Genomic DNA, 18,605 nt, shown 5'->3' on the forward strand with positions numbered 1-18,605 from the left:
GGCGCGGAGCCGGATCGAGGACGCCGACTTCGCCAAGGAGCAGATGGAGATCGTGAAGCTCCAGATCCTCCAGCAGACCGGGCTCGCCACGCTGGCCCAGTCGAACTCGGCCTCGCAGTCGGTCCTCTCCCTCATCGGGTAACCCCCCCGCCTGAGTCCGAGCGGATAGCCGCCGCCCTCCCACTCGGGGGGCGGCGGTGCGCGTTTAAGGCCGCGAGCTAGGTACGCGGCAAAACAGGGAATCGTCATCTCGACCGAGCGAAGACACGTGTGTCGAAGCGAGCGGAGAGATCTCCCACGTCGAGCCAATTTGCGCGGTGGGAGATGGGCTTCGCCGACCCCGAAGGGACGCGTCCCTTCGGGGTTCCTCGACTTCGCTCGGGATGACAAGATCGAGATTTCGTCGTGTACTGAGGGCCGCGAGATAATCCGCGCTTGCTCGCTTAGTGCCGAGCCCCCCGCCCCGATAACCGCCCTAACCCCGGCACCGGCCTCGCGGAAAACGATGCCGACCGGAGGAAAGGGCTTCACCGCCCCGCCGCCCGATCCGCCGCTTTCCCCACCTCCGCTTCTTGGAACCAGACTTGCAGCGCGCCATGCATCCCAACGCCCACATGCGCCAGTACCAACACCAAGCCATCGCCACCGCCTCGCCCGAGCGGCTCGTGGTCAAGCTCTACGACCTCGGCATCGCGGCGTGCTACCGCGACGACCGGCCGAAGGTGCGCGCCGTCCTCGTCGAGCTGATGGCCGCGCTCAACCACGACCGCGGCGGCGAGATCGCCGGCCGGCTCCAGGTCCTCTACGAGTACTGCCTCAACGAGAGCGCGCTGGGCAACCTCGGCGTCGTCGCCGAACTCCTCGGCGGGCTCCGCGAGGCGTGGCAGGAAGGTGTCCTCTGCCGCCCTGCCGCCTAGCCCGCCCCCGCTAGCCCGATCCCGCGCCCATGCCCATCGCCGCGTTCAACGCCAACGACCCCTACGAGCAGCTCATCGCGCAGATCATCTCGATCGAGCGCCAGCCGCAGATCGCGATCCGGACGCGGCAAGAAAACCAGAAGGTCTTCAAGGCCGTCCTGACCGACTTCAACAGCACGCTCTCCGCGCTGAACGCCAGCATCGACCGGCTGAAGGACCCCATCTCCAACCCGTTCACCGCACGTGCGGCGACGGTCCCCGAGGGCGCCGGCTTCGGCGTCACGGCCTCCGACCGCGCCGCGACCGGCTCCCACACCGTCCAGGTCGAGCGCCTCGCCGCCACCGACACCCGGCTCTCGCAGCGGTTCGAGCGCGACGGCACCGGGCTCCGCTCGTTCTTCGACGCGAGCGGTGCCCAGACCTTCACGATCGAGGTCGCGAGCCCGACCGACGAGGAGCCCGAGCGGCGCGTCGGCATCGACGTCACCGTCGAGCCCGAGGGGACGACCGACGCCGATATCCTCGCTGAAGTCCGCACGGCCATCAACGACGCGATGAGCGCGGCCGCCGCCGACGGCACGATCCGGCCGGGCGATAAGGCCGGGGCATCGCTCGTCAACGAGACCTCCGACACCTCCCGGCTCACGCTCCGCAGCGGGGACACCGGCTTCGCGAGCCGCCTCACCTTCACCGATTCCGGGGACGGCCTCCTCAGCCTCCTCCAGCTCGACCGCGCCGCGCTCGCCGGGGACATCGGCGCCGGCGGGCAGGTCACGGCCGTCGGGACGAGCGAGACCGACTCCGCGCTCAACAGCGTCTTCAAGCTCGACGGCCTCACGCTCTACCGCAGCACCAACGAGGTCACCGACGCGCTCGACGGCCTCACCCTCTCGCTCGGCGCCGTCGGCGAGGCCGCAACGTTCAGCGTCGGCCCCGACAGCGACGCGATCGTGAAAGACGTCGAGGCCTTCATCAAGAAGTACAACGACGCCCACGCCTTCATCAAGCGGAAGTCGAACGTCGACCCCGACGCGGGTGCGCGCGGCGACTTCGCCGGCGACTCCGCCATCACGAGCCTCCGCTTCGGAATGCGGAACGACGCGCTCCGCACCGTCGGCAGCCAGCCCGAGGGTGCCCCCGCCCGCTTCGCCGACCTCGGCATCGAGATCAACGACGACGGGACGCTCAAGCTCGCCGACCGCGAGAAGCTGCTCACCGCCGTCGAGGCCAGCCCCGACGCCGTGCAGTCGTTCTTCGGAGCCGACGACGGCGTAGCGACGCGGCTCTCGGAGCGGATCGGCACCTTCCTCGGCACCGACGGCATCCTCAAGCGCCGGACGAAGACGATCGAGGACAAGATCGGCCGCTACGACAAGCAGATCACACGCTGGGAGGAGCGCCTCACGATGCGCGAGGACCAGCTCCGCATGCAGTACGCCCAGCTCCAGGAGTCGCTCGCTCTCCTCCAAGGCCAGCAGGATTCGCTCAACTCCTTCTTCTACTAAGCCGCGCTGCTCGATGCCTATCCCCGCCGTGCAAGCCATCCTCGCCTGCGGCGATGAGCTAGCCGCCGCCCTCGAAGCGAACGACTTCGACCGGGTCGCGGCCCTCGCAGCCGAGCGCGGTACGCTCGTCGCCACGCTCCTCGATGGCCCGCCGCTCGGGGCGCGCACCGAGGCGTCGGACGCCGTTGCCGCCGCGCTCGCAACGCAGCACCGCGCGCTTGCCGGGGCCCTCGCTGCCCACAGCGCCGAGGCCGCCGAGGCCCTGGGCTCCCTCGCCCAGCACCGCCGGGCGCAGACGACGTACGACGGCGGTGTGCCCGTCGCCCGCATCCTCGGGCCTGTCCACGGCTAACACGCCGATCGGCCGTACTTTTTTCTTCGCCCGACCACTTAGTACACTTCCGAACCTCCCGATAAAGAGACGGAGCCCCCTTTCCACCGTTCCGCCGTACAGGCCATGAGCATCCAACCCCTCCGCTCCGGTACCGCCCGCCTCGACCCGAAAGCCTCCGACGCTGCCGGTGAGGCCCGCCCGACGCCGCCCGTCGCCAAGACCTCCGACGCCGGCTCGGCCGCGCAGGACCGCATCGAGCTGTCCGACGCTGCCCGCGCCCGGACCAACGAGCCCCAGGACCCGGCCCTCGAGAGCGCCCGCGAGACCCTCCGCAGCCTGCCCGGCCTCGACCCCGAGCGCAAAGCGATCATCCTCGGCAAGCTGGAGGAGAACGCCTACGGTCAGCCGGACACCATCAAGCGCCTCGCCGAGCGTCTCCGCTCCGACCTCAACGGCCAGCCCCCCACCGAGTAGCGCGCCCCCAAACGGAACGGGGGCGGCCGGGTCGCGGCCGCCCCCGTAGGGCGTTTCCCGTAGAAGCTGAGCTCACATCGCGATGTTGAGCTCGGTGTGGCCTTCCTCGCGGTACTTCTTCAGCTTGTTGCGGATCGTACGGGCGCAGATCCCGAGCAGCTCGGCCGCCTCGCGCTGGTTGTTGTCCGTCTCCGCGAGCGCCTCGAGGATCATGTGGCGCTCCATCTCCTCGATCGTCAGGCGCGCCCCGTTGCTCCCCGTGAGCGAGAGGCCGACCGGCATCGCAGGGGTGGCCGCGTTCGAGAAGAACGTGTTCACCACGTCCTCCGGCTGAATGACCGTCGCGTCAGCGGCCATGACCACGCCGCGGTGGACCATGTTCTCCAGCTCGCGGACGTTGCCGGGCCAGTCGTAGCTCTCGAACCGGCGGAGGAGGCCCGCGTCGAGCGTCTTGAGCGGGAGCCCGTAGAGCGTGCAATACTTCTCGATGAACCGCTCGGCGAGGAGGGCCACGTCCGAGAGCCGCGCCCGCAGCGGGGGCAGCGTCAGCGGGAAGACGGCGAGGCGGTGGTAGAGGTCCTCGCGGAAGACGCCCTCGGCCACGGCCTCCTTCAGGTCCCGGTTGCTCGTCGCGATGATGCGGACGTCGGCCTTGCGCGGCTTCGGGTCGCCGACGCGCTGGAACTCCTGCTCCTGCAGCACGCGGAGGAGCTTGGCCTGGACCGCCGGATCGATCTCCGTCACCTCGTCCAGCAGCAGGGTGCCGCCCTGCGCCTGCTCGAACGCGCCGGTGACGTCTTCCACGGCCCCGGTGAACGACCCCTTCCGGTGCCCGAACAGGTGGCTCTCGACGAGCTCGCGCGGGAGGTTCGCGCAGTTCACTGCGACGAACGGGCCGTCGGCACGGTCGCTCTCCTCGTGGACGAGCCGGGAGATGACCTCCTTGCCCGTCCCGCTCTCGCCGTGGACGAAGACGGACGCTTTGCTCCGCGCCATCCGCGGGATCAGCCGGCGCAGCGCCTGGATGCTCTCGTGCTCGCCGACGAAGGGGACCCGCTTGCCCGATCCGGCGCGCCGTGCGCGCGTGGGGGCAGCGGAGGTGGCCGGCGTGGCCGTCGTCGACTCGGCGGGTGCCGCGGCGTCACGCCGGGCGAGGTGGTCGCGGACGCGCTCCAGCAGGGCCGAGGTCGAGAACGGTTTCGGGAGGTAGTCCACAGCGCCGTGCGCCATCGCCTGCACGGCGTGCTGGATGTTCGCATGCCCCGTGATCATCACGACGGCCACGTCCGGGTACTCCTCGCGGACGTGAGCGAGAAGCTCGAACCCGTTCATCTCGGGCATCTGGATGTCCGTGATCACGAGGTCCACGGGTTCCGCGGCGAGAACGCCGATCGCCTCGGCCCCGCTGTGGCAACTCGTGACGCGCATCCCGTGGCGCGTCAGCAGTCGGTCGAGGACCCCGTGCAGCAGTTGTTCATCGTCGACGACCAGGATGTGCGGCTGCTCCTTGTTAATCATGGGCTTAGAGTATATGTGTGGCAAAATAATGGCAGGACACGAACGATGGGGGGCCAACCCGAACATCTTCGACAGAGCACACCGAACATCTTCGACCGATCACAACCGCCAGAAAAACTAAGATTCGACGAATCCAATTACATCTGTCTCAATATAGGAATTCCGTTCCACTTGTGCCCGCCGCGCACCAAGCGTATCTCATGAAGGGGATAGCACCACTCGTCTCTATCCTTCACACATAACATGTAGTAACGCCAGGGAGCAAAAGAGTAAAGGTGATCCCCGGTGTCCGACCGGCCGCGTCGGCGGCGAGGCTCAGGTGCCCTTCGTGCGCGACGGCGATCCGCCGGGCGATCGAGAGCCCGATGCCGAGGTTCTGCGACTTCGTCGTAAAGAAGGGGTCGAAGACGCGCGGGCCGTGCTCGCCCAGGGAGCCCGGATTCCACACGTCGAAGCACACGGCCCCGGCTCCCGTGCGGCGGATCGACAGGCGCACGGGAGCCGCGTCGTCGCCCGCCTCGCGCGCGGCGTCGAGCGCGTTGTGGAGGAGGATGAGCAGGGCTTGCTGGAGCAGCACCGGATCGGCCGCCACCTCGCCCTCGTCCTCGACGACGAGCCGGACGCCGGCGCCTTGCTCGCCCAGCCCGAGGAGCACGCCCTCGGCCACGCGCCGCGCGTCCAGGCTGCGGAGCACCGGCGTGAGGCTGAAGCTGTAGCGCTGGAGATCGGCCAGCATTCCCTCGATGGCGGCGGCGCTCTCGATGATGCGCAGGGCCATCTCTCGTTCCTCGTACGTGCCGAGTTCGTCGGTCAGCATCTCGGTGTAGCACTGGATGCTGGTGAGCGGGCCGCGCAGGCGGTGGGCGAGGATGTGGGCGAGGTCGGCGACGGCCTGGTCCCGGTCGATGCCGGCTTCGAGCGCGGCGGGGAGGTGGGCGAGGGTCGGGGCAGGGGAGTGGTGGTCGGGCATAGTCGAGTCGAGGGGTGGCGCCACGGGCGGGGCGGTCATGTTTTTCCGGGGAGCGAGCGAGCGCGGCGGCAACTTTTTCCGGGGGCGGCCGGCGGCTCTTTCCTGAAACAGCCCTGACGTTCGCTACGGCTGTTTCCGCCCCCCGTGCAGGCGCACACGCGGTTGGTACGGGCACAGAGGGCATAAACCAGGCCCGAACCGGCCACGCCCGACATCGGGACCGGGCGCTCGTTCGCCCCGCCCGAGGCGGCATCGGCGGGGCGGCACGGTGGTTGACAGAGAGCCGATATCACTACGCGCCCTCCCCCTATGGATACGCCCAAGCTCTCCGTCCTCCGCCACGCCATGCAAGCGTACGCGATGCGGGCCCAGACGCTCGCCGACAACATCGCGAACCTCGAGACGCCCGGCTACCAGCGGGAGGCCGTCCGGTTCGAGGACGAGCTGCAGGCGCGGCGCCGGAGCACTCCCGCCCTCCGCAGCCCCGAGGACGTGCAGGCGCGGATCGACGTGGAGGAGGGGCCCGCCATGCTCGAAGACGAGCTGATGAGCCTCGCCGACACGCAGATGCGGACGCAGCTCACCGCGCGCGCCCTCCGCGAGCACTTCGACCTCCTCCGCACCGGCATCACCGGCCGCGCCGGCTAACCCCTGTCCCCATGCCGATCATCCGCAACACCCCATCCCTCTCCATCTTCCGCACCGCCGCCCGCGGGCTCGAAGCGCAGCGCCTCGCCCTCGGCGCGGCCACGGACAACATCGCGAATGCGACGTCGTCGCGCGCCGAGGACGGCGAGCCCTACGCCATCAAACGCGCCGTCCAGACCGCCGACTCCGCGCGCTCCCGCTTCGGCCGCACGCTCACCGAGGCCCAGACCCGCCTCCGCACGACGGACGAGCGCCACCTCCCCAACGGCCGCCTCACCGGCCGCTTCGGCGACGACGACCTCGGCCTCACGACGGACATCGCCGAGATCGACGCCGAGCGGCTCGAGTACGACCCCAACCACCCCCACGCCGACGCCGAGGGCTACGTCCACTACCCCGACGTGAACGTGGTCGAGGAGATGGCCCACATGATCTCGGCCAACCGCGTCTACGAAGCCAACCTCACGACCGTCCAGGCCGCGAAGGAGATGATCAAACGCACGCTCGAAATCTGATCCCGATGAAGATCCCGCACCACCGTCTCTCCGCCGCCGCGGCCTACGAGCGCGTCCAGACGCCGCCGGCCCCGTCGCCCGCCCGCCCCGCGGCGCCGCCCGCCGACGCCGCCCCGGCGAACGCGGCCGCCGCGACGAGCGCGCTCTCGGCCGACGAGCAGCAGATGATCGACCGCTACTTCCCGCCGCAGCCGAAGCTCGAGCTCCGCCTCTACGGCCCCGGCCGCGAGGCGCAAACCGTGAGCCCCGGCGCCGTCGGCGGCCGCCTCGACCTCAGCGCCTGACCGCCCCCCGCATCATGAACGTCTCCGAACTCCAGCGCCTCCAACGCCTCGCCCCCGCCGGCACCGACGGCTTCGCCCGCACGCCCTTCGGCGGCGGCGCGGCCGAGGGCACCGGCTTCGGCGACACCCTCGCGGGCGCCATCGACAAAGTGGACGCCTCGCAGAAGGTGGCCGACGAGCAGGTCGAGGCGTTCGTCGCGGGCGAGCAGGAGAACGTCCACGAAGTGATGATCTCGATGAACGAGGCCAAGCTCCACTTCCAGCTGATGACCGAGGTGCGCAACCGCATGCTCGAGACCTACCAGGAACTCATGCGGATGCAGGTCTGACGCTTGCCAGCCTGACGCCTCCGTAGCCCGCCCCGCCGCCGACCCCGCCCATGCCCTTCGTCCAGAACGCCCGCCAGTTCCTCGCCCGGCTCGCGCCGGGGCAGCAGGCTCTCCTCGCTCTCGTCCTCGTCGGCGGAATCGCCGTGCTCGGCGGCATCGCCTACTGGGCGAACCAGCCCGACTACGCCCTCCTCTTCGGTCGGCTCGAAGCGACTGATGCCAGCCGCGTCGTCGAGACGCTCCGCTCGGAGAACATCCCGTACAAGCTGGAGGAGAGCGGGACGGCCGTCTACGTCCCCCGCCAGCAGGTCTACGACCTCCGCCTCCGCTTCACCGGCGAGGGCCTCGTCTCCGACGGGCCCGTGGGCTACGAGCTCTTCGACGGCAACATGCTCGGGATGACGGACTTCATGCAGAAGCTGAACTACAAGCGCGCGCTCGAAGGCGAGCTCGCGCGGACGATCGCGGAGATGCGGCAGGTGGCCCAGGCCCGCGTCCACCTCGTCCTCCCCGAGCGCAGCCCCTTCCGCGACCAGCAGACGAAGCCGAGCGCGAGCGTCGTCCTCCAGCTCGGCGGCAGCGGCTCGCTCGACCGAGGCCAGGTCGAGGGCGTCGCCTCGCTCGTCGCCGGCGCCATCGAGGGCATGGCCGTCGCCGACGTGACCGTCCTCGACACGCGCGGCACGCTCCTCTCCAACCCCGACGCCGGCAACGCCGACCTCACGCTCACCTCGAACCAGCTCCGCACGCAGCGCGCCGTCGAGGGCCACCTCACCGAGAGCGGGCAGTCCATGCTCGACCGGGTGCTCGGGCCGGGCAAGGCCGTCGTCCGCATCGCCGCATCGCTCGACTTCAGCCGGAACGTGCAGGAGACCGAGGCCATCGACCCCGAGAGCGCCACGGTCATCAGCGAGGAGCGGCTCGAAGAGAACGCCGAGTTCGACAACTCGAACTCCACCGTCCGCAACTACGAGCTGTCACGGACGCGGGCGCGCTCGGAGAAGAGCGTCGGCGACATTCGCACCCTCACCATCTCCGTCATCCTCGACCACAAGCGGAACCCGATCCAGCCCGCCGCCGACACCGACGAGCCCGCGGCCGAGCCCGTCCCGTATACCGATCAAGAGCTGCGCGAGATCGAGGCCCTCGTCAAGAACGCCGTCGGGTTCAACCCCGAGCGCGGCGACCGCTTCGCCATCCACCAGGCCCAGTTCGACACGTCGATCGACGACCAGATCGTCGAGGAGCTGCGCGGGCACGAGAACGCCGAGCGGCTCCAGCTCTACCTCCGCTACGGGCTGATGGTGCTCGCGCTCCTCCTCGCGGCGTGGCTCATCCGCTCCGCCGTCCACCGCGTCTCCGACGCCGCCGCCTCCGACGACCCGCTCCAGCTCAAGCGGACCGACGCCGCGCCCGTCCTCGGCCGCCACACGGCCGGTGCCCTCGCCGCCCAGTCGGCCCCTGCCCTGCCCGCCCCCGCCGAGCCCACCTTCGACGCCGACGACTTCTACACGAGCAAGCTCTCCGGCGAGGCGAAGGCCCGCCTGAAGGCGAAGGAGAAGATGTACGAGGAGACCAAGCAGCAGGTCATCAGCCAGCCCGAGGAGACGGCTGAGCTCCTCCGCGCCTGGCTCGTGCAGGACCAACCCGTCGCCGCCAACTAGCCCCCGCCATGACGCCGCCCCCCGCCCCGCCCGCTGCCCCGCCGCCCGCGCTCGAACCGGCGCAGCTCGATCCTGCCTCGCTGAGCGGTGCCCAGCGCTCCGCCGTCCTCCTCATCGCCCTCGGCGTGGAGGCCGCCAGCAAAGTGCTCCCCCTCCTCCCCGACGCCGACGTCGAGCGGATCTCCGTCGAGATCGCTCGCTTCCGCAACGTCTCCAGCGAGGTCGTGGAAGCCGTGCTGATGACGTACCGCGACGCCACGTTCGGCTCGAACCACCTCGTGCAGGGCGGGAAGACCGTCGCCCGCGAGATGCTCCTCAACGCGCTCGGGACCGAGCGGGCCGACCAAGTGATGATGAAGGTGCAGGCCGCCACGGCGATGTCCGCCTTCCAGCTCCTCCAGACCGTCACGACCGAGCAGATCGTCCGCTTCATCCGGAACGAGCACCCGCAGACGGCCGCCCTCATCCTCGACCGGATGACGCCGCGCCGCGCCAGCGAGGTCCTCGCCGTGCTCGACCACGACTTTCAGAGCGAGGTGGTCTACCGGCTCGCCACGATGAGCGAGGCCGCGCCCGAGTTGCTGCAAGAGGTCGAGGACGTGATCCGGCAGGAGCTCGGGCCCGTCTTCGGCGGAGCCACGGCGCAGGGCGGCGTCGAGAAGGTGGCCGCCATCCTCAACAGCGCGGGGCGCTCCACCGGCACCACGATCATGGAGAGCCTCCGCGAGCGCTCGCCCGACCTCGCCGGCAGCATCAAGAGCTTCATGTTCGTCTTCGACGACCTCATCACGGTCTCGGGCCGCGACCTCCAGCGCCTCCTCACGGGCGTCGACCAGAAGGACCTCGCGCTCGCGCTCAAGGGCGCCTCGGACGAGCTCAAAGCCAAAGTCCTCGAGAACGTCAGCGACCGCGTCCGCGAGTCGATCGTCGAGGAAATCGAGCTGCTCGGGCCCGTCCGCGTCACGGACGTGGAAGAGGCGCAGCAGCGCATCGTCGAGGTCGCACAGGACCTCGAGGAACGCGAGGAGATCGCCCTCTCCGCGCAGCCGGCCGAGGAGGTGCTGCTCTAACCGATGACCGTCCTCAAACACCTCGCTCCCCCCGCCGCGCCTGCGTCCGAGCCCGCGGCCGAGCCGCTCCGCCACCGCGGCGTGCTGCGGAGCGCCCACGCCCGCCGCGCCTCCCGCCCGTTCGAGGTCCAGGCGAACTGGGCGCCGGACTTCCCCGTCGCGCCCGACGCCGAAGCGGAGCCCGAGCCCGAGCCCGGTCTCGACGACCTCCGCGCCGCGTGGGAGACCGAGGCCCAGCAGCGGCTCGACGCGGCCGTGGCAGCCGCCCGCGAAGCCGCCTTCGCCGAGGGCCACGCCGTCGGCCGCGAAGCCGTCCTCGCGGAGACCGCCGCCGCCGCCGAAGCCGCGTACGCCACGGCCGCCGCCGGCCTCGACCAACTCCACGCCGACTGGTCCGACCACCTCCACCGCATCGAGCCCCTGCTCGTCCAACTCGCGCTGGACGCGACCGAGTTGCTGCTCGGCTCCGGTCTCCCCGACGCCGTCCGCGACGCGACGACCGAGGCCCTCACGGCCGCCGTCGAGCAGCTCGCCGCCGACGCCCCCCTCACCGTCGCGACGCACCCCGTCGACTACCTCCACCTGCAGGAGGGCGGCTTCGTGGAGCACCTCGCCGCGAGCCACCCCGGCCTCCGCTGGACGCCGAACCCCGCGCTCGCCGAAGGCGACTGGGTCGTCGAGTCGCCGAAGGCGGCCGTCCGCCGGATCCGGTCCGAGATGCTGCGCCACCTCCACGACCGCCTCGGTCTCCACGCCGACGACGGCACCGACGAGGAGGACGTGTAACCCATGTCCTTCGTCGCCCACACCCTCCAGCAGCTCCACGCCATCCCCACCGGGCCGGTCGTCTACGGGAAAGTGCAGGCCGTCGTCGGTCTCCTCATCGAGGCGAGCGGGCTCGACGCCGCCGTCGGCGAGCTGTGCTACATCCACGAGCGCGTGGGCGGGCGCCGGCTCAAGGCCGAGGTCGTCGGCGTGCGCAGCGGGACGACGGTCCTGATGCCGCTCGAAGAGACGCACGGGCTCCGGGCCGGCTGCCTCATCGAGTGCTCACGCCTGCCGCTGACGGTCCGCGTCGGCCAGGCCCTCCTCGGCCGCGTGATCGACGCGAACGGCCGCCCGCTCGACGGGAAGGGTCCGCTCGCGCTCATGGCTGAGCAGCCCGTCCACCGCGAGCCGCCGTCCCCGCTCGACCGGCAGACCATCCACGAGCCACTCGCGACCGGCGTCCGCGCGATCGACGCCTTCCTCACGATCGGGAAGGGGCAGCGGATCGGGATCTTCGCCGGCTCCGGCGTCGGCAAAAGCACGCTCCTCGGGATGATCGCCCGCGAGGCCAAGGCCGACGTCAACGTGATCGCCCTCATCGGCGAGCGCGGGCGCGAGGTGCGCGAGTTCATCGACGACAACCTCGGCGAGGAGGACCTCGCCCGCTCCGTCGTCATCGCCGTCACCGGCGACCAGGCGGCGATGAGCCGCGTGAAGGGCGCGAGCGTCGCCCTCGCCGTGGCCGAACACTTCCGCGACGAGGGGAAAGACGTGCTCCTCATGATGGACTCCGTGACGCGCGTGGCGATGGCGCAGCGCGAGATCGGCCTCGCCGTGGGCGAGCCGCCGACGACGCGCGGCTACACCCCGAGTGTGTTCGCCCTCCTCCCGCGCCTGCTCGAACGGGCCGGGCCGGGCGCCACCGGCACCATCACCGGCATCTTCACCGTGCTCGTCGACGGCGACGACATGAACGAGCCCATCGGCGACGCCGCGCGCGGCATCCTCGACGGCCACATCGTCCTCTCGCGCAAGCTCGCCCACGCCAACCACTTCCCGGCCATCGATGTGCCCGGCAGCGTGAGCCGCGTGATGAACCGCGTGGCCTCGGCCGAGGCGCTCGCCGCCGCCGACGAGGCGCGCCGCCTGCTCGGCGCCCACCGCAAGGTCGAGGACCTCCTGCGGATCGGGGCCTACGAGCGCGGGCAGGACCCGCTCACCGACCGCGCCCTCGCCGCCCACGGCGCCCTCACCGAGTTCCTCCAGCAGGGCGTCCACGAGCCCATCGATCCCGACCCTGTCGGCACGCTCCGCGCGCTCCTCGCCACGATTCCGACGCCGCCCACCCGCTAGCGCGCGGTTTGGCCGACTCCTTGCATTCCTCCCGACACGCCTCCTTCCCCCACGTATTCGCCCGCTAGAGCCCGCATGTCTGGAAAGAAATTCCGATTCTCCTTGCACGATGTGTTAGAACTGCGCCGCCACCAGGCCGAGCGCGCCGAGCAGGACCTCGCGCGCGCCTATCGGGACCGGCAGGCGCAGGAATCCGCGCTCGAAGCCGCCGAGCGTCGCCTCCACGAACTCGCCCACCGCACGCCGACCTCCGGCGTCGCCGACCTCGTCTCGCTGCGCCAGCTTGCCGCCTACCGGCTCGACGCGCAGCGGGCCGCGCAGGCCGAGGCCCAGACGCTGGAGCGGCTCCGCCGCGAGGAGGCGCAGGCGAAGCGCGCGCTCGTCCTCAAGCGCCGGCCTGAGGAAGCGCTCGCCATCCTCCGCGACGACGAGCACTCCGCCCACCGCAAAGCAGCCGACGACGCCGAGTCGGCGTTCCTCGACGAGCAGGCCGTGGTCGCCCACTGCCGTAAGCAGCGCGAGGCGGCCTGATGAAGCAGGTGATTCTCCCCGCCGTACTCGCCCTCGTCTGCTTCGCCGCGAGCCTCGTCGGCACCTACGCCGTCGTGCCGAAGCCCGCGCCGGAAGATGCCGCCGCCGACAGCCTCGCCGTGGCGGAGGCCGAGGCCAAGCCCCGCTCGACGATCAGGAATGCCGACGCGCCGGCCGTGTTCGACGCCGCGCTTCAGGACTCCCTCAGCGTCCTCCGCCGCGAGCTCGACGACGCCCGCCGCGAGCTCGAGACCGCTGGCACACCGCCCGTCGACCGGCAGGCCGAGGCGCAGGCGCTGAGCGGCACGCTGAGCAAGCTCGAAGACGCCGAGCTCCGCGCCATCCTCACCCGGCTCGATCTCGAAGTCGTCGAGATGCTCTACGCCGCCTCGTCGGCGCGGAACCGGACGCGGCTGCTCCAGGCCCTCCCGTCGGACCGCGCCGCGCGCTTCGTCCGCTACCTCACGACGGGGTCCGCCGGGGACGACGCGCCCGCACCCGTCGCCGAGAGCCCCGTTTCGGAAGCCGCTCCCGCGACGCCGACAGAGACCCAGGGCTGACATGACGCCATTCCTCGCCACCCTCACGCCGCTCGTTCCGGCCCCCGACGTCGACCTCCGCCCCGGCGGCGGTATGCCCGAATTGGACGGAGCGGCGTTCGCGACGCTGCTGAATGGAGCGCTGCTGCATTCGGCTGCCGCCGAGGGCGCGGTTGCAGCCGAGGGTGAGGGGGACGTGCCCGTCGGGGCCGCGCTCACCCAAGAGGTGGCTGCCGAGACCGAGCATGCCGCAGAGGAGAGCGAGAGCACGGAAACAGAGGAGGCCGAGCACAGCACGCAGACCGCCGATCGGGCGTCCGCTGCGGTTTCCATCCCCCTCGCGCCCACCGTAGCGACGCCTCTGGTTTCCGCTTCCGAAACCGGCGAAATGGCTCCGCCCGCGATGTCCCCTCCGAGTCGTCCTGCGCCAGCGCTGCCGGTCCCTTCGGCCGACGCCCCGCCGTCCACGCCTTCGGCTTCGGCCGCCACATCGGGCGCATCGGAACAGACCCTCGCTCCTCCCTCCTCTCCCGATGCCCCCGCCGAAGCGCCGGTGCGTACGACCGGCAGCGGGGAAGCTGTAGAACCCGCCGCGAGCGACTTGACGGCCGAAGGCTCCTCGCCCCCGGTCGATGCTTCGATGGTGGACCCCGCACATCCGGTCAAGGCAGCGTCCTCGCCCCTACCGCCGACGACGTTCGCGCCGATGCCCGACGCCACGGCGCCTTCGCTCGACGCTGAGGCCCAGCCCTTCGAGTCGACGCCGCCGACGGATCTGTCTGAGCCCGCGAGCCCGCTCGACTCGACGGCGCTCGACCCGATCGCACCCGACCCGACGGCGCTTCCGGCTGACTCCGTCGAGGTGGCTCCCGAACCCGTTGGGGACGATGCCTCCACCGAGCCCACGGCTCCGTCTGCGGACGACGCGGAGCCGGCGGCGGCCCAGCAGCAGGAAGGGTCGTTCGAGGGCGACGGCCAGAGCCCGCAGGATCAGCCGACGGACGAACGGTTGCTATCCGTCGACCGCACGGCCACGACCCCTGATCAGGTCGAGGGCGACCCATCGATCCCACCGATGAGCGAGGCGGCCGACGGTCCCGCAGCGTCGGCGCGCGCCGAGACGCCGCCGTCGCTCCAGCGCACGCTTCCCGTGGCGTGGCTCCGCGCCGTGCTCGACCAGCCGCTCCGCGGCCTCCCACCCGGCGCAGCAGCGCAGTCGCTCCAAATCCGACTCGACGACGGCGAAGGCACCCTCACGATCGAGACGCACCGGGACAACGACCGCGTCAGCGTGTCCGTCGCCTTCAGTGACGGGCACCTCCGCAGCCTCGCCTCCGCCAGCGCCGACCGCATCCACGCCGTGCTACAAGAGCACTTCGGCGCGAGCGTCGACCTCTCGCTCACGAGCGACGGCTCCGACGATGCCCCGTCTGACGGCCGCAATGACCGGGGCTTCTCCCGTTCCGTGCCCCGCGCCGACCTCGCGGCTCCCGCCCGCACCACCGCTTCTCCCTCACGCGCCCGCCTCAGCGGGGGCCGACACGAATGGGTCGGCTAGCCCCGCCCTCAACCCGCACGCCCATGGAGATCACCTCGCTCACACCCGCCGCCGACACCCCGGCCGGCCCGACCACGCCGCCGACCACGTTCGGCGACCCGTCGCTCGGGAAGGACGAGTTCCTCAACCTGCTCGTCGCCCAGCTTCGAAACCAAGACCCGCTGAACCCGCAGGAGGGGCACGAATTCGTCGCCCAGCTCGCGCAGTTCTCGTCCGTCGAGCAGCTCGCCAACATCAGCTCGACGCTCAACACGCACTCCGGCCAGCTCGCCGCGCTCGCCGAGGGGATGTCCGCTTCGGCCGCGCAGCAGGCCGCGCTCGCGGGCACGCTCACGAGCGGGATGAACCTCAGCACGGCCTCCGCGCTGATCGGGCAGACCGTCGAGGTCGCCGGCAACGAGCTCGGGTGGAACGGGTCGGACCCGGCCGCCTTCGGGTTCGAGCTCGCAGACTCCGCCGCCGACGTCGAAGTCACCGTCCGCGATGCCGAGGGCAACGTCGTCCGCACGTTCGCGCTCGGCGGGCAGGGCGAGGGCGCGCACAACCTGACGTGGGACGGCCGCGACGGCGACGGCGCCCCGCTCCCCGAAGGCGACTACACCTTCGAGGTCAGCGCCCAGAACGCGGACGGCGACGACGTGGCCGCGACGAGCTACATCCGTGGCACCGTGGACCGCATCACCATCGAGAGCGGCGGCGTGTCGCTCTGGTTCGGCGGCCGGTCCGTCCCGCTCAGCGACCTCCGCAGCATCGTTTCCTGATTCTCACTCCATCCACCCAACGCTTACGCCCATGAACGTTCGCCAGCTCGCGGCTCGCGTGGAAGGCCCCGGCAACGCCGGGCTCGCTCCGCCTGCCTCGCGGGCGCCCGACGCGCCGGGATCCGCCTTCGCCGACGCGCTCCGGCACGCCGAGCGGGGCGCGCCCCCCGACGACGGGATCACGCTCTCCGCGCATGCCGAGCGCCGCATCGAAGCCCGCGGCATCTCGCTCGACGCGGCCGAGCGCCAGTCCCTCGCCGACGCCGTCCGGCTCCTCGACGCGAAGGGCGCCCGCGAGGCGCTCCTCCTCCGCGCCGACGCCGCCTTCGTCGTCAGCGTCCCCTCGCGCACCGTCGTCACGGCGGTCAGCACCGACGAGATGCGCGACCGCGCCTTCACCCAGATCGACAGCGCCTTCGTGCTCTAGCTCCACCCAGTTCACGCTCCACCCCTTCACGCTCGACCCTTACCTCCCAACCACCCCGGCAGGACCCGCCCTCCGACGCTTCCGCGCGGAACAGGGACGCCGGACCGCGACCGACCGACGGACGTCGCGGACCACCCCCCACACACCATGATTCGCTCCCTCCGCACCGGCGTCCTCGGCCTTCGCAGCCATCAGTTCCGCATGGACGTCATCGGTAACAACATCGCCAACGTCAACACCGTCGGCTTCCGGCGCAGCCGCGTCGCCTTCCACGACATGCTCGGGCAGAAGATGCTCGGCATCGGGCAGACGATCGGCGGCGCGAGCATCGGCAACGGCGCGACGGTCGGCTCGATTGACCAGGCCTGGAGCCAGGGCTCGTTCGAGTACACCAACCTCGCCACCGACCTCGCCCTCGGCGGCGACGGCTTCTTCGTTGTCCGCGGCGCCGAAGGCAACGCGCTCACCCGCAGCGGCAACTTCCAGTTCAACGCCGACGGCCAGCTCGTCACCTCGAACGGGATGAACGTGCAGGGCTGGGCCTACAACCCCGACGGCACCATCAACACCGGCGCCCTCCAGGACGTCCAGATCGCGCTCGACGCGACGGCCCCGCCGGAGGAGACGGGGAACGTCACGCTCGGCGGCAACCTCTCGGCCGACCTCGTCCCGAACGAGGACGGCAGCGAGGCCACGATGTCGACCGTCGTCTACGACGCCCAGGGCCAGCCGCACACGCTCGTGCTCACCTTCGGCATGACCGACGCCGACACGTGGACGCTGACCACGGCCCAGATCGCCGGCGACCCCGACGCCGAGCCGCCCGTCCCCGCCACCGACCTCACCGGCTCGGGCATCGAGCTCGACTTCGACATCGACGGCAACATCATCGGGCCCGACCCGGCGACGATCGACCTCAGCGGCGTCTTCCCCGGCAGCAACGGCGACGACCTCGCGATCACGCTCGACATCGGCAACCTCACGCAGTACGGCGGCTCCTCCACGGCGAACGTGAACGCCCAGGACGGGCAGGCCGCCGGCCGGCTCATCGGCTACGGCATCGACCCCTCGGGCTCGCTCGTGCTCAGCTTCTCGAACGGGGAGCAGCGCGCGATTGCCCAGCTCGCGATCGGAACCGTGGCGAACCCGAACGGGCTGGAGCAGCTCGGCGACAACTTCTACGGGCTCACGGCCGGCGCCGGCGACCTCGTCCTCGGCCGCGCCGGGGAGGAGATCAACACGGCGGTGATCTCGGGCGCGCTCGAGACGAGCAACGTGGACCTCGCCGCCGAGTTCACGGACATGATCGTGACGCAGCGGGGCTACCAGGCCTCGGCCCGCGTCATCACCACGTCGGACGAGATGCTGCAGGAGGTGGTGCAGCTGAAGCGGTAGGCTCGGCGGCCCTCCGCTGACGCCCGCCCCTCCCGCCTCGTCCGGCGGTTTCCGAAGCCCCGCGCCGCTCGCCGGCGCGGGGCTTCGTGCGTCGGGGAAAATCCGCCGGCCCGCCTTAAGCCGGGCGCGGATCTCCGATAACCGGAGCACGTCCCCGGCAGCCCCCCTGCCGGGCGAGCGGCAACATGTTCCGCCCGCCGCCGCCAATCCTTTCCGCCCTCCCCGGTCCGCTGCCCCCGACGTCGGATGAATAAGACCACGCTCCTCGGCCTCGTCACCGGCCTCGTTCTCATCTTCGGCACGATCGTCACAGGCGATGGGTGGATCACGTTCCTCGACCCGAAATCGCTCATGATCGTGTTCGGGGGGACGGGCGCGGCGCTCGCCATCGCGTTCTCCTTCCCCGAGTTGAAGACGATCCCCGGCGGCGTCAAGGCCTTCTTCGCCTTCCAGGACCCCATCTATCCCCGGTTCGTGGGGGAGTTCACCGACCTCGCCCGCCTCGTCCGCCGCGACGGGCTGCTGGCCCTCGACCGGAAGATCGGCGAGATCGACCACGACCTCATGAAGTTCGGGCTGGAGATGGCCGTGGACGGCGTGGAGGCCGACGAGGTCGACGAGCTGATGAAGAGCCGGATCGGCGAGGAGCTGCAGGGGCGTGCGCTCACCGGCCGCTTTTTCAACACGGCGGGCACCTACGCCCCCGCCTTCGGGATGGTTGGCACGCTGATTGGGTTGATCCAGATGCTCCAGAACCTCAACGACCCCAGCGCCATCGGCCCCGCCATGGCCGTCGCCATGATCACCACGTTCTACGGCGCCCTCGTCGCCAACCTCATCTGCCTGCCGTTCGCGGCCAAGCTGAAGGCGCAGACCAGCGCCGTCGCGAAGGAGTACGAGATGGTGCGGACGGGCGTGCTCGCGATCGTCCGCGGCGAGAGCCCGATCATGGTCGAGAAGCGCCTCGCGCTCTACGTCGGGGGCGACGCCCCGGAGGCGACCGCTGAGGAGCCCACCCCCCTTAAACGCGCTGCCTGACCCACTG

Annotated in this window: 22 protein-coding genes; 20 read left to right on the top strand and 2 right to left on the bottom strand. The window is 70.9% G+C overall.

Going from position 1 to position 18,605, the window contains the following annotated elements; translation table 11 throughout:
* Positions 1–13: 13 nt before the first annotated feature.
* The 5 genes from ABJF88_16475 to ABJF88_16495 all read left to right on the top strand — a co-directional run bounded on the left by ABJF88_16475 (position 14) and on the right by ABJF88_16495 (position 3,230).
* Entirely contained in the window at positions 14–142 is a 129-nt protein-coding gene (locus ABJF88_16475; protein MEP0548532.1) for a flagellin, read from the top strand.
* 472 nt (positions 143–614) lie between these two features.
* Positions 615–917, top strand: coding sequence for a flagellar export chaperone FliS (locus ABJF88_16480; protein ID MEP0548533.1), 303 nt, complete (start codon positions 615–617; stop codon positions 915–917).
* Between the two features lie 29 nt (positions 918–946).
* Positions 947–2,422 (top strand): flagellar filament capping protein FliD, encoded by a 1,476-nt coding sequence (gene fliD, locus ABJF88_16485; GenBank protein MEP0548534.1) that lies wholly within the window; start codon positions 947–949, stop codon positions 2,420–2,422.
* 13 nt (positions 2,423–2,435) lie between these two features.
* Positions 2,436–2,774 (top strand): hypothetical protein, encoded by a 339-nt coding sequence (locus ABJF88_16490; protein ID MEP0548535.1) that lies wholly within the window; start codon positions 2,436–2,438, stop codon positions 2,772–2,774.
* A gap of 105 nt (positions 2,775–2,879) precedes the next feature.
* Positions 2,880–3,230 (top strand): hypothetical protein, encoded by a 351-nt coding sequence (locus ABJF88_16495; GenBank protein ID MEP0548536.1) that lies wholly within the window; start codon positions 2,880–2,882, stop codon positions 3,228–3,230.
* 72 nt (positions 3,231–3,302) lie between these two features.
* On the opposite strand, the gene ABJF88_16500 is transcribed toward ABJF88_16495, so the two are convergent.
* Positions 3,303–4,748, bottom strand: a complete 1,446-nt coding sequence (locus tag ABJF88_16500; GenBank protein MEP0548537.1) for a sigma-54 dependent transcriptional regulator — start codon at positions 4,746–4,748, stop codon at positions 3,303–3,305.
* Between the two features lie 232 nt (positions 4,749–4,980).
* On the bottom strand, positions 4,981–5,718 hold the full coding sequence (locus ABJF88_16505) for an ATP-binding protein (GenBank protein MEP0548538.1): 738 nt from the start codon (positions 5,716–5,718) through the stop codon (positions 4,981–4,983).
* Between the two features lie 309 nt (positions 5,719–6,027).
* On the opposite strand from ABJF88_16505, the gene ABJF88_16510 reads away from it, so the two are divergent.
* From ABJF88_16510 to ABJF88_16580, 15 genes are all read left to right on the top strand, one after another.
* Positions 6,028–6,366 carry a flagellar basal body protein gene (locus tag ABJF88_16510; GenBank protein MEP0548539.1) on the top strand — a complete coding sequence of 113 codons (339 nt, stop codon included), beginning with the start codon at positions 6,028–6,030 and terminating at the stop codon, positions 6,364–6,366.
* Between the two features lie 11 nt (positions 6,367–6,377).
* Positions 6,378–6,881, top strand: a complete 504-nt coding sequence (gene flgC / locus ABJF88_16515; GenBank protein ID MEP0548540.1) for a flagellar basal body rod protein FlgC — start codon at positions 6,378–6,380, stop codon at positions 6,879–6,881.
* 5 nt (positions 6,882–6,886) lie between these two features.
* Positions 6,887–7,165 carry a hypothetical protein gene (locus ABJF88_16520; GenBank protein MEP0548541.1) on the top strand — a complete coding sequence of 93 codons (279 nt, stop codon included), beginning with the start codon at positions 6,887–6,889 and terminating at the stop codon, positions 7,163–7,165.
* Positions 7,166–7,179: 14 nt separating this feature from the next.
* Positions 7,180–7,494 (top strand): flagellar hook-basal body complex protein FliE, encoded by a 315-nt coding sequence (gene fliE, locus ABJF88_16525; protein ID MEP0548542.1) that lies wholly within the window; start codon positions 7,180–7,182, stop codon positions 7,492–7,494.
* Between the two features lie 50 nt (positions 7,495–7,544).
* Positions 7,545–9,158 (top strand): flagellar basal-body MS-ring/collar protein FliF, encoded by a 1,614-nt coding sequence (fliF, locus tag ABJF88_16530; protein ID MEP0548543.1) that lies wholly within the window; start codon positions 7,545–7,547, stop codon positions 9,156–9,158.
* Between the two features lie 8 nt (positions 9,159–9,166).
* Complete coding sequence (fliG, locus tag ABJF88_16535) at positions 9,167–10,228, top strand: flagellar motor switch protein FliG (protein ID MEP0548544.1); 1,062 nt, start codon at positions 9,167–9,169, stop codon at positions 10,226–10,228.
* A gap of 3 nt (positions 10,229–10,231) precedes the next feature.
* Positions 10,232–11,014 carry a hypothetical protein gene (locus tag ABJF88_16540; GenBank protein MEP0548545.1) on the top strand — a complete coding sequence of 261 codons (783 nt, stop codon included), beginning with the start codon at positions 10,232–10,234 and terminating at the stop codon, positions 11,012–11,014.
* 3 nt (positions 11,015–11,017) lie between these two features.
* On the top strand, positions 11,018–12,349 hold the full coding sequence (locus ABJF88_16545) for a FliI/YscN family ATPase (GenBank protein MEP0548546.1): 1,332 nt from the start codon (positions 11,018–11,020) through the stop codon (positions 12,347–12,349).
* Positions 12,350–12,424: 75 nt separating this feature from the next.
* Entirely contained in the window at positions 12,425–12,880 is a 456-nt protein-coding gene (locus tag ABJF88_16550; GenBank protein MEP0548547.1) for a flagellar export protein FliJ, read from the top strand.
* Positions 12,880–13,440, top strand: coding sequence for a hypothetical protein (locus ABJF88_16555; protein MEP0548548.1), 561 nt, complete (start codon positions 12,880–12,882; stop codon positions 13,438–13,440). Before ABJF88_16550 ends, ABJF88_16555 begins: the two co-directional genes overlap by 1 nt.
* A gap of 1 nt (position 13,441) precedes the next feature.
* On the top strand, positions 13,442–14,977 hold the full coding sequence (locus ABJF88_16560; GenBank protein ID MEP0548549.1) for a hypothetical protein: 1,536 nt from the start codon (positions 13,442–13,444) through the stop codon (positions 14,975–14,977).
* A gap of 23 nt (positions 14,978–15,000) precedes the next feature.
* Positions 15,001–15,738: a FlgD immunoglobulin-like domain containing protein gene (locus tag ABJF88_16565; protein MEP0548550.1), complete on the top strand. Its 738-nt coding sequence runs from the start codon at positions 15,001–15,003 to the stop codon at positions 15,736–15,738.
* 31 nt (positions 15,739–15,769) lie between these two features.
* Positions 15,770–16,165, top strand: coding sequence for a flagellar biosynthesis protein (locus ABJF88_16570; GenBank protein ID MEP0548551.1), 396 nt, complete (start codon positions 15,770–15,772; stop codon positions 16,163–16,165).
* A gap of 147 nt (positions 16,166–16,312) precedes the next feature.
* Positions 16,313–17,560 carry a flagellar hook protein FlgE gene (locus ABJF88_16575; protein MEP0548552.1) on the top strand — a complete coding sequence of 416 codons (1,248 nt, stop codon included), beginning with the start codon at positions 16,313–16,315 and terminating at the stop codon, positions 17,558–17,560.
* Between the two features lie 246 nt (positions 17,561–17,806).
* Positions 17,807–18,598, top strand: coding sequence for a MotA/TolQ/ExbB proton channel family protein (locus ABJF88_16580; GenBank protein ID MEP0548553.1), 792 nt, complete (start codon positions 17,807–17,809; stop codon positions 18,596–18,598).
* The last annotated feature ends 7 nt before the right edge of the window (positions 18,599–18,605 follow it).

Source organism: Rhodothermales bacterium (assembly GCA_039944855.1).
Classification (GTDB): domain Bacteria; phylum Bacteroidota; class Rhodothermia; order Rhodothermales; family JANQRZ01; genus JBBSMX01.